This window comes from Candidatus Pelagibacter ubique HTCC8051, assembly GCF_000472605.1.
Taxonomy (GTDB): domain Bacteria; phylum Pseudomonadota; class Alphaproteobacteria; order Pelagibacterales; family Pelagibacteraceae; genus Pelagibacter; species Pelagibacter communis_B.
Genome location: NZ_KI421440.1, coordinates 760,055 through 776,574, shown reverse-complemented (window position 1 = coordinate 776,574; position 16,520 = coordinate 760,055). Strand labels below are relative to the sequence as shown.

The following is a 16,520-nucleotide window of genomic DNA, read 5'->3' as shown; positions in this document are numbered from 1 at the left end:
GATCTTATGCACTTCTATAAAGCTTAGTCATCACAAATTCTTTGTGACCTAAAGCTTCAGCACAAGTTAATCTTCCGTTAGCAACTCTCAAAGTAGTTTTGATCAACTCATCTCCAGCTTGAGACATATTCATTTCACGAGTTAAGATTTTTGAAACATCGCAATCAATATGCTCACCCATACCTTTAACAGTTAATGGATTTGCAGTTAACTTAACAACTGGCTCAATTGGGTTACCAACAATGTTTCCTTGGCCTGTTGGGAATAAGTGGATATTAAATCCTGCAGCAGCTTGAAGTGTTACACACTCTGCTGCTGCTGAAGAAGTATCCATAAAGTATAAACCTTTCCCTTTAGTTGGCTCTTCTGCTGGTTCAAGTACATCTATAAATTTACAATTTCCAATTTTTTGAAAGTTTCCAAACGCTTTTTCTTCAATTGTAGTTAGCCCACCTGCAATATTTCCAGCTGTAGGTTGGCTTTCTGAAAGGTCATCTGTTGCTTCTTTTAAAATAAAATCATTATAAGAATTCCACGTTTTCATGAATTTATCTGAAGCCTCAGGAGTTGCGCCTCTAGTCGCACAAACTTGTTCAGCACCTGTTAGCTCTGATGTTTCTCCAAAACATAAATGAACACCCATTGGCTCTAATTTATCCATTAGATTACCAACTGTTGGATTAGCAGCTAATCCAGATGTTGTATCAGATTCTCCACATTTCACCGAAATCCAAAGATCACTCATTGGACACTCTTCTCTTTGCTTTTCAGATGCCCACATTACATATTCTTGAGCTTTTTTAGAGGCTTTCATTGTAGTTCCAATGTCACCAGTTCTCTCAATATGAAACCCTTCAACTGGTTTTCCAGTTTTAGCAATACCATCTACGATTTTTTTAGTCCATTTTGGTTCAATACCAATAACGATTACTGCAGCAACGTTAGGATTGCAGCCAGTTCCAATCATAGTTCTAAAATGAAGTTCTAAATCAGCTCCAAATTGAAGTCTTCCATATGAATGGGGTAGAGCGATTGTTCCTTTTATATTATTTGCGACTGCTTCAGCACATGCATTTGAAATATCATCAACTGGAAGAATAATTACGTGATTTCTTGTACCAGCTCTGCCATTTTCTCTTTTATAACCTAAAAAACTTTTTGGAATTTCCATATTATTACCACTTCTTTGTTTTAACGTTGTGAACATGAACGTGTTCACCTTTTTTAATTGACTTAACAACTTTACCTATATCATGACCATATTTAAGGATTGTGTCACCCTCATTTAGATCAGTCATCGCAATTTTATGCCCTAAAGGAATCTCATCCATAGATTGAATATTAGTTGAACTGTCATCTTCCATTATCCAGCAAGCACAGTCTTGTTTTGGAGTTATTTTTTCAATAACAACTACTCCAACGTTGTCTTTCTTGTCATGAATTATAATGTCTGTAGCCATATTTATTGTGTCGATTTGTTTGTTTGAAATTTTTAAATTCTTATATATTAATCGTATAGATTAACAAACGAATTTTAAAATTTTAATTTATACATTAGAGAGGTATGGTTTTATGACTAAGATGACAACAGAGGAAGCTTTTGTAAAAGTCTTGCAAATGCATGGTATTGAACACGCATTCGGAATTATTGGCTCAGCTTTTATGCCAATTTCAGATATTTTTCCAGATGCAGGAATAACTTTTTGGGATGTTGCTCATGAAACTAATGGTGGATTAATTGCAGATGGCTACACAAGAGCCACTGGCAAAATGTCAATGGTAATTGCACAAAACGGACCTGGAATTACAGGATTAGTTACACCTATTAAAACTGCATATTGGAATCATACTCCACTTTTATTAGTTACACCTCAGGCTGCAAATAAAACTATGGGACAAGGTGGTTTTCAAGAAGTTGAACAGATGAATTTATTTAAAGATATGGTTTGTTATCAAGAAGAAGTTAGAGACCCTTCAAGAATGGCAGAAGTATTAAATAGAGTAATTGAAAAAGCAATTAGAGGATCGGCTCCTGCACAAATAAATGTACCAAGGGATTATTGGACACAGGTTATTGATATTGATCTTCCGCCAATTGTTAGATTAGAAAGACAGGCAGGTGGTGTTGATGCAATTAAAAAAGCAGCTGACTTATTATCAAATGCAAAATTTCCGGTAATACTTTCAGGTGCTGGTGTTGTTATTGGTGGTGCTATAGAAGATTGTAAAAAACTTGCTGAAAAATTAGATGCGCCAGTTTGCTCGGGCTATCAACATAATGATAGTTTTCCAGGAAGTCATCCACTAGCAGCTGGCCCATTAGGATACAATGGTTCAAAAGCTGGCATGGAACTAATCCAAAAAGCTGATGTTGTTTTAGCACTTGGAACAAGATTGAATCCTTTTTCAACTTTACCAGGTTATGGAATGGATTATTGGCCAAAAGACGCAAGCATCATTCAAGTTGATATGAATTCAGATAGAATTGGTTTAACAAAAAAAGTTTCAGTTGGAATTTGTGGAGATGCAAAATTAGTTTCACAACAAATCTTGGCTCAACTTTCACCAACAGCTGGTGACACTGATAGACAAACAAGAAAAGATATTATTCATCAAACCAAATCTGCTTGGTTACAAAAATTATCAAGTCTTGATCATGAAGATGATGACAAAGGTACAGTTTGGAATGAAGAAGCTAGAAAAAGAGATGCTGATAGAATGTCTCCTAGACAAGCTTGGAGAGCTATTCAAGCAGGGATGCCTGATGATGTTATTATTTCAAGTGACATTGGTAACAACTGTGCAATTGGAAATGCTTATCCAACTTTTGAAAAAGGAAGAAAATATTTAGCACCAGGATTATTTGGTCCTTGCGGATATGGCTTCCCTTCAATTTTAGGTGCAAAAATTGGTTGCCCTGATACTCCGGTAATAGGTTTTGCTGGCGATGGAGCGTTTGGTATTAGTATGAATGAGATGAGTTCATGTGCTAGAGAAGAATGGCCCGCAATTGCAATGGTTATCTTTAGAAATTACCAGTGGGGCGCTGAGAAAAGAAATACAACTCTATGGTTCGATGACAATTTTGTTGGAACAGAATTAGATCCAGAATTAAGTTATGCTAAAGTTGCGGATGCATGTGGATTAAAAGGAGTTTCTGTTAGAACAATGGAAGAAACTACAGCAGCTATCAAACAATCTTGTGAAGATCAAAAGAAAGGAATTACAACGTTTATAGAAGTAATTCTAAACCAAGAACTTGGTGAACCATTTAGAAGAGATGCTATGAAGAAACCAGTTAAAGTTGCTGGGATCAACAAAGCTGATATGATTAAACAACCATCTTTAAACTCTTAAGAACTTTAAAATTTACACCAATTATCGTAAAGTCACTTAATGGAAGTGACTAATGATAATGGTTGTAGTTGGATTAAAGACTTAATACCCAGAACAAATATCAAAACTCTTAAATCGAATGATGATTGTGAGTGGTTGATTATTGGTGCTGGTTACACTGGTTTATCAGCTGCAAGAAAATTAGGTCAATTATATCCTAATCAAAAAATTATTTTAGCAGATTCACAACTAGCAGGTGAGGGCGCTAGTAGCAGAAATTCGGGTTATTTAGTTGATACTACTCTTAATGACGGTTTTACTTCCAATAAAGAGTTAGATAATTATAAAAAAAAAACTGACATTTACGATTTAGGCATAAGGTTTGTTAAAAAATTTATTAATGAATATCAAGTTGATTGTGATTGGAATGAATGTGGAAAATATTTTGCATCTTCAAAAAAAGAAGATGAAAAGATTTTAAGAAATTTTTCAAATACTCTTTCAAAATTAAATTTTGAACATGATTTGTTATCTAATAATGAATTATTCAAAAGATTAGGTACAAATTTTTATAACATAGCACTTCATACCAAAGGTGGAGTTTTGTTGCATCCAGGAAAATTAGTTAGAGCAATGATTGACGTATTACCAAAGAATGTTTGTTTATATGAAAATTCATCTTTACTTAATTGGGATAAAGACAAAGATATTATTAACTGTAATTTTAAAAATGGAAAAATTAAAGCAAAGAAAATTATTTTTGCTACAAATGGCTTTTTAAAATCTTTAGGCATTAAATCAAACTATAATTTTCCAATTACTTTAACCGCAAGTATGACAAGAACATTAACTAATGAAGAATTTAAGTCTATCGGAGAGCCAAAAGAGTGGGGTGTTTTACCTGTAAGACCAATGGGTGCAACTATCAGAATGACAAAAGATATGAGAATTTTGATACGAAATACAGCAGAGGTTCACAATCCTTTTAAAATGTCTAAGTTAAATTTAGAAAAAAGGTCAATCAGTCAAAGAATAGGAATTAAAAAAAGATTTCCACAATTACCAGATCACATTATTCAATCATCATGGTCAGGGGTAGTATCCAGAACAAGAAATAGTTCACAAATATTTGAAAAAATTGATAACAATATTTTTGCTGCAGGGTGTTATAATGGTTCAGGAATTGGTGTAGGTACTTTATTTGGAGAGCAAATTGCTATTAAAGCAAGTGAAGAAAATACAAAAGAAATAGAAACTATAGAGGCAAGAAATAAACCAACCAGGTTGCCTCCACGACCCTTTTTAAATGTAGGTGTCAAAACACGTTTAATTTATGAGCGTTTAAGAGCAAAATCAGATATTTAATTTTAAGAGTGTCTAGTTAGCTTTTATTTTTTGATTAATAACGAGAATTGCTCCAATTATTAGAATAGGAAGACCTATAATTAAATCTATTTGCCATTCTAATTTTTCAAAAATTGTTGATATTATTAATGCAAGAACTGGCATAACAACCCCAACATATCCAGCTCTTCCAGGACCAACTTTTTCAAGTAATTTAAGATAGGAAACAAAAGCAAATATTGAACCAAATATAGAAAGATAAAGTAATGAACTTATATAGCTTATGCTATTTTCAAATAATAATTCAGCACCGCGAACTTGAGTAACAAATAAGGTAATAAGAGAACCATATAGCATTGCATATGCAATAGTTTGAATTGATGGAAAATTTTTATTTAAGTTCCTTTGATGCACCATATTACCTGTTGACGCACAAAAAGTTCCAATTAAAGCTAAAAACAAACCAATATGAGTTCCTTTTGATAAGCTAAAATTAAATATCTCATCATTAAAAATAATTATAATTCCAATCATTCCAATTGTTGCGCCAATTAAAGTTTTTAAAGAAGGTTTTTTTTTAAAATAAAATGTCTCACCTAAAATATTCATTATAACAACAGTTGAAAAAACAATCGCAGGAAATGCGCTTATTAGATAAGTATTCGATAGATAAAAGAAAACATAATTAATTGAATAAAGACAAGTTCCAAAAAATAGAAACCAAAAATGATGATTAATGGAAAATTTTAGATTTTTATTTTTAATTATTAAATAGATAAAAATAATTATTGCTGCAATTAAGAATCTATAAAAAACTGATACTAATGGATCTACATATCCTAATTGAAATTTGATTAAATACCAGGTAGGTGACCAGCAAAAGAGAGTTATCAAAAATAAAATATAATTGTTCATCAACACCTATGATTTCTAATCTTTATTGAATAATATGATAGGAATAATTTATAGAACAACTAAATCTAATTTCTGCTTACCTAATCTTTCATTCCCGTTTTCTGTTACTAAATAGGTCTCACCTAAATTCATAGCTAAATTACTATCTGAATCCATAAGTATCATATGCATAAAGAAGACATTGCCTGGTACAATCTTATAAGGATTACCAGTGTATAGCATTGGCCAGTCCATCCAATTAGGTGAAAAAGTCGAACCTAATGAATAACCACAAGCATTCATTCTTGCTTTATTAAATCCCAAATTATCAAAAGTTGTTGCATGAGCATCAAAAACCTCTCCTGCAGTTTTTCCAGGGACTAAAGTTTTTACACAATTTGTTAATGCATCAATACAAGCTTCATGCATTTTAATATGTTTGGGATCAGCTTTTCCGATAGGGATAGTTCTAAACATTGCAGAGTGATAATGTTTAAAAGTACCAGCCCATTCTAAACTTAGTTGATCTGTATCTGATAAGTTTCTTTTTTCAGCTTGATATCTGCAGAGTAGAGCATTATCTCCCGAGCCAATGATATATTCGTTAGCAGGATAATCGCCACCACCTTCAAGAACTGCTCTTTGCATTTCAGCTAAAATTTTTGCTTCATTAGCACCAGCTTTTGTATATTTCCAAGCTTCATCAAGAGCTCTATCGGCAAGCTCTGCTGCTTTTTTAACATAAATTAATTCTTCATCTGATTTAATAACTCTTAATTTTGTTATTAATTCTGACTGATCTTCAACTTTACAATAGTTTTCAAAAGACTTATTCAATCTTATTGCGTTGCGACCTGTTAATCCATAAGCTTCATATTCGACACCAATATTTTTACCCTTTAATTCAAGCTCATTTAATATTAGTTTAAGATCTTCTGTTGGATTAATCCCATCTTTATCAACCCAAATTCTGATATCTTCAATATTAGAAGTATTTTGTGCTTGTCTTAAATCAGGCGCACGAGTTAAAAGAATTACGTTTCCTTTTTGATCAAGCACAAGAGTTTGAAAAAATACATATCCAAAAGTATCATATCCTGTAAGCCAATACATAGACTCTTGTCTAAACATTAAAAGAGCATCTAAATTTTGCTCTTTCATAGACTTTAAAACATCATGTTTTCTTTTAGAAAATTCTTTTTTACTAAAATGAAGAGCCATTAAGAAATAATTGTTTTTACAGATCCTAACTTTTCAATCTTTCCAGTATTAAGGCCTTTACCTAGAATTAGTACGGCACCTACAGTCGATCCTGTAAATACATAAAAATCTTTATTTAATTTAGTTTTATCTTTTTTAATTTTATTTAATACAAATCTTAGGGAGCTTAGTGGGTTAATGTAAACTGCATTAGTATTTCCAGTGATATTTTGTTTAGTTTTTTTGTTAGCAATATTTGCTTTCAAATTTTCTATATTAATTCTTTTATATTTTTTCTTTTGACCAATTAAAAATTTAGCAATTCTACCGAAATCACTGCTTAAATCTCCAAATGAGGTAATATATTTCTTTTTATAAACTGATGCATAAAAAAGTTCTTTTTCTTTTAATTTTTTCATAAGAGAAATTCCAGTTCCTCCTACTTTAAACCCAATAACAGGTTCTTTAATTTTATTTTCACATAATTTTCTAAACTTGTCAGCTTCTGCTAATTTTTTCGTAAATTTTTTTGGAATGGGAGGGATTGTTTTGTTTTTGAGAAAAGCATTAACAAGTTTATCTGAAACTTTTTCAACCAGTAATTTTTTCATTAATTTATTTTTTTCCAAACATGAATTTCTTTAAATTCTTTTATAACCTTAAAATTATTTTTAATTAATCTATCTTTTAAAACAGGAAGGTTAGGACTTATATGTTGAACTGTTTTTTCCCCTTTATGCTCTAAATCAAGACAGAGGAGTGTTTTATCATTTTTTGTGTTTGATATTAAAAAATCTATTAAAATCTCCGGTGCATCTAAATGTTCAAAAATATCTTTTGCAAATACAAAATTAAATTTTCTATTTTCTAGTATAGGAGTTTTCGATGATCTAAATAGTTTTATATCATGAACTATCTTAATTTTTTTACAATACCATTTAACAAATTCTGAATGTAACAAATTTGCATCAACATAAGTAAAATTTTCCAAAAAAGTTTTATTTTTTTTCCAAACATTATAGATAAGACCATGAGGTAGGCCGCCACCTATTTCTAAAATATCAAGAGGCTGGTTTAGATTATTAATTGCAAAGTTATAAACTTGTGCATATTTATCTGAGATTAATTTAATATTCATTGAATATGTTATGAATCTAAAAAAAATATAACTCTCCTGATATTTGTAATGAAACTCTAAATCTTCATTGAATCTAGGATTAAATAAAACATTAAGCTCATCATTTAAATTTCTATAGTCATCTGCTTCAGAAATTAATTTATCTATTTTTTCTTCAAAATCTTCTTTTTTGTAACTAGGATACTTTGATTGTAGAAATTCAAATATAAGATCTTTTAAATATGAATAATAACCAGTGGGAGTTATGTTGTTTAAAAAAAAATGTCTATATATTTTTTTTAAAGATAAATTTAAAATTTTTTCTTTATTTTTTTTTAAATAATTTATCATTTAGTAATTTTTTTAAATTAAGAGTAAACTAATTTTAATACTTATTTTAATACTGACATTGGATCAAGTCTTGTCTGAAACCAATTAATTCTAAAATCAAGATGAGGTCCAGTCGATCTCCCAGTTGAACCTACAGTTCCTATTATGTCTCCTTGATTTATCTTATCACCAACAGAAACTAAGACATTTTCAAGGTGTGAATAAATTGTAGATATACCGTGACCATGATCCATGATGATTGTACCACCAGTATAATATAAATCATCTTTTGCCATTGTCACAACACCAGTGCCAGAAGATTTTATCATTGTTCCTAATTTTGCAGCTATATCAATTCCATAATGAGGCCATCTGGGTTTGCCATTTAATATTCTTTGGCTACCATAGACACCACTTATTATCCCTTCTACAGGCATAATAAATTTTTCTTTAAAAAAAATAAGATCAGAGTTGATAGCTCTAGCTTCACCAATAGCATTATTTTCTTTTTTAATTCTTTTATATACCGACTCTGGTGGTGTAACTTTACTTTCTGCAAGTCCATCAATTCTTTGTATATTGTATTTTCTTTTTAAAACTTTTTTTGTAATTATTGATTTTTTTCCATTTAAAGTTTTGGTGAAAGTTAAATCAAACTTTCTATCTCTATCAATTCCAAAAACAAAAAAACCATCTTGAGATACTTTTACATCTTTTTTACCAATCAAAACTTTTGCATCAGGATTAGTTTTTCCTAATATGAAATGACCTTGTATAAATTTTCCCTGAAATTCAATTGCGTTTACTTGTGATGTTGTAAAAATAAATAATACTATGAAAAATCTATAAATTATTGAGCTGTCCATCCGCCATCTATTACTATTGATGTACCTGTGATCATTGAAGATGCTGAAGAGGCTAAAAAGCAAACAGTGGTTGCTATATCACTTTCTGTCGCTAATTTTCCCATAGGAATATTACCTAAAGCTAATTTCTTAAACTTTTTATTTTTAAAGAAGTTTAAGACCATTGGTGTTGCAACAAATGTTGGCGCAACAGTGTTAACTCTTATGTCATTTTTTGCCAATTCAACACCCATACCTTTTGTTAAGCCCTCGATACCAAATTTTGTCATATTATATACGTTTCTACCACTCATTCCAACATGACCTAACTGTGAAGACATATTAATTATTGAACCTGGTCTTTTCTTATTTTCTAACATTTTTTTAACAACAAGTTGAGCAACGTTAAAAGCAGCCTTTAAATTAAGATCGACCAAGTAGTTCATACTTTTCTGTTTAATTTTTTCAAAAGGTTCTGGAATATTTGTACCTGCATTATTTACCAAGACATCTATAATTTTAATCTTATCTATCTTTTTTTTCAAATCCTCATAGTCCATTACATCACAAGGAACTTTAATAATTTTTCCTTTAATTTTTTTGATTTGCTTTTCTAATTTATCAAGATCAGACGGAGTTCTGCTAAGTGCAATAACTGTAGCTCCAGCTTCTGCTAAAGCAATAGAGCAAGCTTTCCCTAATCCCTTGCCCGCACCTGTAACTAAAGCGTATTTATTTTTTAAATTAATTTTTTGTAAATACATTATAGAAATAATATTTTAATATCTGTGTAAATCAACTCTACTGCAACAACTAATATTGCTAGTAATCCTACCCACGCAATCCATTTATACTCTTTAATCCATTTAGATATTAAATTTGCAGCTGTTGCCATTAAAATTATTGATAAAACCAAGCCAAAAATTAGTAGAGTATAATGATCTCCAGCAGCACCAGCTACTCCTAGAACATTATCTAAGCTCATTGTAAAGTCAGCTAATAGAATTGTCCAAATAGCTTTTAAAAAATTTGAATTATCAACCTTAATGTCATCTTCTTCAGTTGATCCTTTGATAACATCTACGTAAAGTTTGTAGACTATGTAAAGTAACAATAATCCGCCAATTAGTCGAAGGCCTGTAATTTGTAAAAGATAGGCAGTTAATAAAGTTAATATTATTCTCAATATTACTGCTCCACCAATACCCCAAAAGATAATCTTCTTTCTTTGCTTAACTGGAAATTTTGATGCAACCATTCCAATAATAATTGCGTTATCACCCGCAAGAACAAGATCAATAAATATGATTTGACCTAAAATTGTTAATTGCTCTGGTGTAATTAATTCTGCAAACATTTAGTGCTCTAGTATCATATCTGCGCCTTTTTCTGCAATCATTATTGTTGGTGCATTAGTGTTACCAGAGGTTATGTTAGGCATTATCGATGCATCGATTACTCTAAGATTATTTATTCCTTTAACTCTTAATTTTTCATCAACTACAGCCATATTATCCTGTCCCATTTTACAAGTACCAACAGGATGAAAGATAGTTTGAGCATAATTTGATGCTTCCTTAACTAACTCCTCATCATCATTAATATTTATTCCAGGTCTATATTCTTCTGGTGCATATTTTTTAAAAGTTTCAGATTCTAAAATAATTTTTCTTGTTAATTTCAACCCTCTAGCTGCAACCATCCTATCGTGATCAGTAGAAAGATAGTTTTGTTTAATTTTTGCGTAAGTTCTTGAGTCTTGGTCTACTATGCTAACGTGACCTCTGCTTGAAGGCCTTACATTTGATACAGTTGGAGTAAATGCGTGAAAGTCATGGTTTTTAGTAGCAGCCAAGGTGTCCATGCTCATTGGTTGAACGTGCCACTGTAAATCAGGAAGTTCTAGAGTAGGGTCACTTTTTGCAAACATACAAAGTTGACTTGCACCCATTGTCATAGGCCCACTTCTTTTAAAAATGTATTCTAGCCCAATCATTAAATTTCCAAATAAACTGTTAATTTTTTTATTAAGTGATTTAATTCCATGAATTTTGTAAATTGGCCTAAACATCAGATGATCTTGCAAGTTTTCTCCAACCCCTTTTAGTTCATGCACCATATCAATACCTAAGTTTTTTAATTTATCTGAATTACCAATTCCAGATACTTGTAGTATTTGAGGAGAGCCTATTGCCCCAGAAGATAGAATAATTTCTTTATTTGCTTGAACTTTTTTTAATTCATTATCCTGCCAATACTCAACTTCTTTTGCAGTTTTATTTTCAAAAATAATTTTTCTAACATGAGCTTTTGTGATTATTTTTAAATTTTTTCTATGTTTAATTGGGTTTAAATACCCAACTGAAGTGCTGCATCTAAAACCATCTTTTTCTGTAACTTGAAAATATCCACAACCATGATTGTCTCCTGTATTAAAATCTTTTGTTTTTGGTATTCCAAATTCTTCAGCTGCGTTTTGAAACTCATTTAATAATGGTAATTGAATTCTTTGATCCGAAACGGATAATGGACCACCAACTCCATGAAATTCACTTTTACCTCTTTCTTGATTTTCAGCTTTTATAAAGTAAGGTAATACATCATCCCAACTCCAACCAGTATTTCCTAACTGTCTCCAAACATCATAATCTCTATTTTGTCCTCTTACATATAAAAGACCGTTTATTGATGAACTTCCACCTAATGTTTTTCCCCTAGGGTATCTAATAGAAATATTATTCATACTTTCGTCAGGCTCAGTTTTGTAGCACCAATCAACATCAGGGTTGTGCATAGTTTTAAAGTATCCAACTGGAATATGAATCCATGGATAATTATCTTTACCACCAGCCTCAACTAACAAAACTTTATGATTTGGGTTTTCAGATAATCTATTAGCTAACACACATCCAGCAGAACCTGCTCCAAGAATAATATAGTCAAAAGTTTCCATTAATTAATTATATAAATTAAATTTAATTAATAATCTAATAATAAGTAGAAATATATATTTAGTCATGTTATGAATTTAAATGCTTTCTGATAGTCAAATTGCAACATATAAAACTGAAGGTCTTACTAAAAGCTCAACATGTCTTTCAGAGGACAAGATCAAAGAATTAAACAAAGCTTTGGAAAAATATTTAGAAGAACATAAAGACGAAAATACAGAATTTGTATCTGGGTTATATGAAAGAGATAGAGATTTTCTAAAATTTGCAATGTGCCCAGAAATTGTAAGTGAAGTTAAACAATTAATAGGTGAAGATATTATACTTTGGGGATCTTCTTTGTTTTGTAAAAAAGAAAAAAATGGAAAAGAAACACCTTGGCATCAAGATGGGGAGTATTGGCCTATTAAACCACTTGAGTCAGTCACGGTTTGGTTATCAATTGATGAAGTGACAGAAGAAAATGGTCCATTACAATATATACCTGGTTCTCATTTAGATAAAAAACTCGCTGAGCACAACACACTAGATTCTACAAATGTTACCCTAAATCAAACACTAAAAAATATAGATGAAATTAAAGATCAGGCTAAATCCGTAATTCTAAAACCAGGAATGTTTTCAATGCATGATGTTTATTTGTTTCATGGATCTAGAGCAAATAATTCTGGAAAAAGAAGAGCAGGTCTTACTTATAGATATATGCCAGCAACATCATTTTATGATCATGCCGGGGCCAAAGTTATCGAAGATAAAATTGGTTATTCGCTTCAGAGACAATTACATCTAATTAGTGGAGTGGATAAATCCTCAAATAAGATTTACCAAATTCATACAAAATAAGTTAATTGACTTACTTTGATGCAATAATTATTAGAGAAGCTTTAATTAAGTAATTATGAAAAAATATTTCCTAATAATAAGTTTATTTATTTGCTTTAATTTAACGGCTGCTGAAATTGAAATCATTTCTGATAAACCTGGAGAAGGAAAAAAAATAATTCATCACTCATGGGTCCAAATTGAATACACAGGCTCATTTGAGAGCGGTCAGGTTTTTGATACTAATGTGGGTAAAAATAGACCATTAGTTGTCCAAATGGGAATGAAAGAAGTAATACCTGGTTTTGAACAAGGAATAATAGGAACAACAAAAGGAACTAAAAGAAAAATTAAGATACCTGCTGAATTAGCATATGGTGAAAAAGGTGGTGGAGATGTGATACCCCCTAACACTGATTTGATATTTGAATTCGAAATTATTGATGTACTAGACCCTCATTATAAAATGATTAATTCAGATGAACTAATAAAAAAAATTAACAACAATGCTGTTGCTTTAGACATCAGATTAGAAAACCAATGGGAAAATGGTGTTATTAAAGGAACGTTTCAAGAAACTGCTTTTAACAAAGATGGAAAATTTAACGTATACTTAATGGATAAAGTAAGAGCTCTTGCAGCTGAAGAATCTCAAAATATTGAAATTATCTTTATTAGTCATGACGGAGATACTGCAGCAATACTAGGTAACGCTTTTGCAGAAGATCTTGGTTTTAAAAATGTTTCAGTTCTCAAAGGTGGAATACTTCAATGGTTAAAAGAAGATAGAAAGTTAGTTTCACACAAAAAAAATAATTAATTTATACTTGTTTTTTTCTTTGAAGATTTTTTAATCTAATTTCATCATGAAATAAATCTATAACTCTTTCTTGTAAAAAAGAAGACTCTGACAGTGCTACATCATTAGTTATAACTTTAGTTATTTTCTTTTTATTAAAAGTTCCCCATTTGATTAATGATTTAACAATTGGAACAGTAGATTTACCAAAGTCAGTTAAAGAATACTCAGTATTAAGTTTTTCTACTTTTGAAATTTTTTTAATTAACAGTTTATCTCTTTCCATATCTTTTAATTGTTTAGATAGCATTTGAGAAGTTATTCCATTTAATGACCTTTTTAATTCTCCAAATCGCATATGCTTTGATAGCAGACTATCTAAAATCATTATTTTCCATTTACCACCAATTAATTTTAAGGCATTAGCTATCGGAGAATACTTCATTATGGTATTATTTATATACTAGTCTATAGAATTGACCAAATAGTTTTAATTCAGATTAATTGTTTGGATAAAACTGAGAAATAATATTATATCATAACAAATTAAATTTTTATTCAACCCTGAAAGAAAATATATAAATGAAATTAGAAAATAAAGTTGCCATAGTTACTGGTGGTGGAAAAGGTATTGGTGCAGAAATTTGTTTAGGATTAGCAAAAGAGGGTGCAAAGATTGTTATTGCTGAAATGGATATTGAAAGTGGAAGTAATATTCAAAAAAAAATTATAGAAAGTGAGGGAGATGCTATTGTAGTGGACACTAATGTTGCTGATGAATTTAGTACAAATAAAATGGCTGAAGAAGCTGTCAAAAAATTTAGTAAAATAGATATTTTAATTAACAACGCCGGTATAAGACATATTAATAATATATTAGATCATACAAAAAAACAGTGGGATGAAATGCTTTCTGTAAATCTAACTGGGCCATATCTTTGTTGTAAGGCTGTAATTCCTCACATGATTAAAAATGGCAAAGGTAAGATTGTTAATTTTGGCTCTATTGCAAGCTTTATGGGTAGGCCTGATAGAGTTGCATATGTTGCTGCTAAGACTGGTGTCTTAGGTTTAACCAGAGCTTTAGCAGTTGACTTAACGGGAAAAAATATAAATGTTAATACTATTTGCCCAGGTTTGATTTCAACTCCTTTTAATCAAAAATTTGCTGAAGACCCTGTGTATGGTGATGCATGGGGTAAAGAAACTATCGTTGGACGATGGGGAGTACCTTCTGATATATCTGGTGCTGCAGTATTTTTATCAAGCGATGACTCAGATTTTATTAATGGATCAGAGATAAAAATAGATGGTGGCTGGTTAGCTGCCAAAACTAGAAAAGGTGAGTTAGAAAATTAGATGAGTGACGATTTTAAAAAAAATATAGATTTAGCTTTAGGAAATGCAAAAAGATTATCAAATAAAATATTAATTGATGGAAAATTAATTTCTGCAAAATCTTCAAATAAAATTAAAGTAGTTAATCCAAGTACAGGAGAACAAATTGGTGAAGCTCCACAATGTGATAAAATCGATGTTGATGTTGCTGTAAATTCAGCAGAAACTACTTTTCATCAATGGAAAAAAATTCCTGCACGTGAACGTGGTAAAATGATGACTGCTGCAGCAAGAAAACTTGAAGAAAGAAAAGATGAGATAGAAACTTTACTAGCCCTAGATACTGGTAATGCTTTAAGAACTCAGGCAAAACCTGAAACAACTGCTTCAATTGAATTAACTCATATGTTTGCAGGTCTTGCAGGGGAAATAAAAGGTGAAAACTATCCACCAAATATTCCTAATACAATACACTATACAACTAAAGATCCTATTGGTGTTGTTTGTGCAATAATTCCCTGGAATGCTCCATTATTTTTAACTGTTGCAAAAATTGCACCCGCAATAGTTGCGGGCAATACTGTTGTTTTAAAAACTGCTGAACAAGCTCCATTTTGTGCATTATTAGTTTGTGAAATTCTTCAACAAGAACTACCTCCTGGAGTTTTAAATGTAATATCTGGTTATGGTGAAGAGTGTGGCGAACCTTTAATTACACATGAAAAAGTTAGAAAAGTAACATTTACAGGATCTTTTTCTGTTGGAAAAATTATAGCTTTGAAAGCTGCTCCAAAGTTATGTCCAGTTACATTAGAGTTAGGTGGAAAAAATCCAAATATTATTATGAGTGATGCAGACCTTGAGTTAGCAATCCCTGGGGTTATAGATGGAATGAGATATACAAGACAAGGTCAAGCGTGTACTGCAGGATCTAGAGTTTATATTCATGAAAAAATTTATGACAAAGTTTTAGAAGGAGCTGTTGATAAATTAAGTAAACTTAAAATGGGTAATGCTCTTGATGAAACATCAGATATTGGAGCAATTATTTCAGAAGAACAGCTTAACAGAACTTTATATTACATGGATATCGCAAAAAAAAATATTTCAACAGAAATTTTACATGGAGGAAATCAATCAAAAGGAGGAGAGTATAAAGATGGTTTTTATTATGAGCCAACATTACTTTCAGGATTACCTGTTAGCTCTCCAGTTTGCCAAGAGGAAGTTTTTGGTCCTGTAGCTTGTGCTATTCCTTTTAAAAGTTTTGATGAAGCGATGAAAAGTGCTAATGACACACCATTTGGACTATCTGCAGTTTTATGGACAAAAGACTTATCAAGAGCTTTACAATTTGTTGATGAAATAGAAGCAGGTTTTGTTCAAGTTAATCAATGTGTTGCTCCAAGAGCCAATGTTTCTTATGGTGGAATTAAAATGAGTGGATTAGGAAAAGAATATGCTTTTGATAGTATGATGAATCATTTTACCCAAAGTAAAACTGTTTTGATAAATAGAGGAAAATCAAATATAGATAATTAATT

The 16,520-nt window shown here is 30.9% G+C and carries 17 protein-coding genes; 6 read left to right on the top strand and 11 right to left on the bottom strand.

Annotation, left to right across the window (positions count from 1 at the left end; all coding sequences use genetic code 11):
• Window positions 1–4 precede the first annotated feature (4 nt).
• Together F754_RS0104235 and F754_RS0104230 are read right to left on the bottom strand one after the other, a co-directional pair.
• On the bottom strand, window positions 5–1,171 hold the full coding sequence (locus tag F754_RS0104235; protein ID WP_023648671.1) for a UxaA family hydrolase: 1,167 nt from the start codon (window positions 1,169–1,171) through the stop codon (window positions 5–7).
• Between the two features lie 4 nt (window positions 1,172–1,175).
• The gene (locus F754_RS0104230; RefSeq protein WP_023648670.1) at window positions 1,176–1,460 is read right to left on the bottom strand and encodes a UxaA family hydrolase; all 285 of its coding nucleotides are present in this window, start codon (window positions 1,458–1,460) and stop codon (window positions 1,176–1,178) included.
• Between the two features lie 112 nt (window positions 1,461–1,572).
• On the opposite strand from F754_RS0104230, the gene xsc reads away from it, so the two are divergent.
• Together xsc and F754_RS0104220 are read left to right on the top strand one after the other, a co-directional pair.
• Window positions 1,573–3,357: a sulfoacetaldehyde acetyltransferase gene (xsc, locus tag F754_RS0104225; protein WP_023648669.1), complete on the top strand. Its 1,785-nt coding sequence runs from the start codon at window positions 1,573–1,575 to the stop codon at window positions 3,355–3,357.
• A gap of 39 nt (window positions 3,358–3,396) precedes the next feature.
• Window positions 3,397–4,701, top strand: coding sequence for an FAD-binding oxidoreductase (locus F754_RS0104220; protein ID WP_023648668.1), 1,305 nt, complete (start codon window positions 3,397–3,399; stop codon window positions 4,699–4,701).
• 12 nt (window positions 4,702–4,713) lie between these two features.
• Here F754_RS0104220 and F754_RS0104215 read toward each other — a convergent pair whose 3' ends face one another.
• Genes F754_RS0104215 through F754_RS0104180 form a run of 8 tightly spaced genes read right to left on the bottom strand, consistent with a single transcriptional unit; the run spans window position 4,714 to window position 12,019 of the window.
• The gene (locus F754_RS0104215) at window positions 4,714–5,595 is read right to left on the bottom strand and encodes a DMT family transporter (protein ID WP_023648667.1); all 882 of its coding nucleotides are present in this window, start codon (window positions 5,593–5,595) and stop codon (window positions 4,714–4,716) included.
• A gap of 48 nt (window positions 5,596–5,643) precedes the next feature.
• Entirely contained in the window at window positions 5,644–6,795 is a 1,152-nt protein-coding gene (locus tag F754_RS0104210; protein ID WP_023648666.1) for a Xaa-Pro peptidase family protein, read from the bottom strand.
• Complete coding sequence (locus F754_RS0104205) at window positions 6,795–7,385, bottom strand: hypothetical protein (RefSeq protein WP_023648665.1); 591 nt, start codon at window positions 7,383–7,385, stop codon at window positions 6,795–6,797. The genes F754_RS0104210 and F754_RS0104205 overlap by 1 nt, the downstream gene beginning before the upstream one ends.
• Entirely contained in the window at window positions 7,385–8,242 is an 858-nt protein-coding gene (locus F754_RS0104200; RefSeq protein WP_023648664.1) for a hypothetical protein, read from the bottom strand. Before F754_RS0104200 ends, F754_RS0104205 begins: the two co-directional genes overlap by 1 nt.
• A gap of 41 nt (window positions 8,243–8,283) precedes the next feature.
• Window positions 8,284–9,087 (bottom strand): M23 family metallopeptidase, encoded by an 804-nt coding sequence (locus F754_RS0104195; protein WP_023648663.1) that lies wholly within the window; start codon window positions 9,085–9,087, stop codon window positions 8,284–8,286.
• Window positions 9,072–9,830, bottom strand: a complete 759-nt coding sequence (locus F754_RS0104190; RefSeq protein WP_023648662.1) for an SDR family oxidoreductase — start codon at window positions 9,828–9,830, stop codon at window positions 9,072–9,074. The genes F754_RS0104195 and F754_RS0104190 overlap by 16 nt, the downstream gene beginning before the upstream one ends.
• Entirely contained in the window at window positions 9,830–10,423 is a 594-nt protein-coding gene (locus F754_RS0104185; protein WP_023648661.1) for a TerC family protein, read from the bottom strand. Before F754_RS0104185 ends, F754_RS0104190 begins: the two co-directional genes overlap by 1 nt.
• Window positions 10,424–12,019 carry a GMC family oxidoreductase N-terminal domain-containing protein gene (locus F754_RS0104180; protein WP_023648660.1) on the bottom strand — a complete coding sequence of 532 codons (1,596 nt, stop codon included), beginning with the start codon at window positions 12,017–12,019 and terminating at the stop codon, window positions 10,424–10,426.
• A gap of 79 nt (window positions 12,020–12,098) precedes the next feature.
• Here F754_RS0104180 and F754_RS07585 point away from each other — a divergent pair, with 79 nt between their 5' ends.
• Both F754_RS07585 and F754_RS0104170 read left to right on the top strand, forming a co-directional pair.
• Window positions 12,099–12,860: a phytanoyl-CoA dioxygenase family protein gene (locus F754_RS07585; RefSeq protein WP_051332834.1), complete on the top strand. Its 762-nt coding sequence runs from the start codon at window positions 12,099–12,101 to the stop codon at window positions 12,858–12,860.
• A gap of 55 nt (window positions 12,861–12,915) precedes the next feature.
• On the top strand, window positions 12,916–13,659 hold the full coding sequence (locus F754_RS0104170) for an FKBP-type peptidyl-prolyl cis-trans isomerase (protein ID WP_023648658.1): 744 nt from the start codon (window positions 12,916–12,918) through the stop codon (window positions 13,657–13,659).
• A 1-nt stretch (window position 13,660) separates the two neighbouring features.
• On the opposite strand, the gene F754_RS0104165 is transcribed toward F754_RS0104170, so the two are convergent.
• Window positions 13,661–14,083, bottom strand: coding sequence for a helix-turn-helix transcriptional regulator (locus tag F754_RS0104165; protein ID WP_023648657.1), 423 nt, complete (start codon window positions 14,081–14,083; stop codon window positions 13,661–13,663).
• A gap of 137 nt (window positions 14,084–14,220) precedes the next feature.
• Here F754_RS0104165 and F754_RS0104160 point away from each other — a divergent pair, with 137 nt between their 5' ends.
• Entirely contained in the window at window positions 14,221–14,997 is a 777-nt protein-coding gene (locus F754_RS0104160; RefSeq protein ID WP_023648656.1) for a glucose 1-dehydrogenase, read from the top strand.
• Window positions 14,998–16,518: an aldehyde dehydrogenase family protein gene (locus F754_RS0104155; RefSeq protein ID WP_023648655.1), complete on the top strand. Its 1,521-nt coding sequence runs from the start codon at window positions 14,998–15,000 to the stop codon at window positions 16,516–16,518.
• Window positions 16,519–16,520 lie beyond the last annotated feature (2 nt).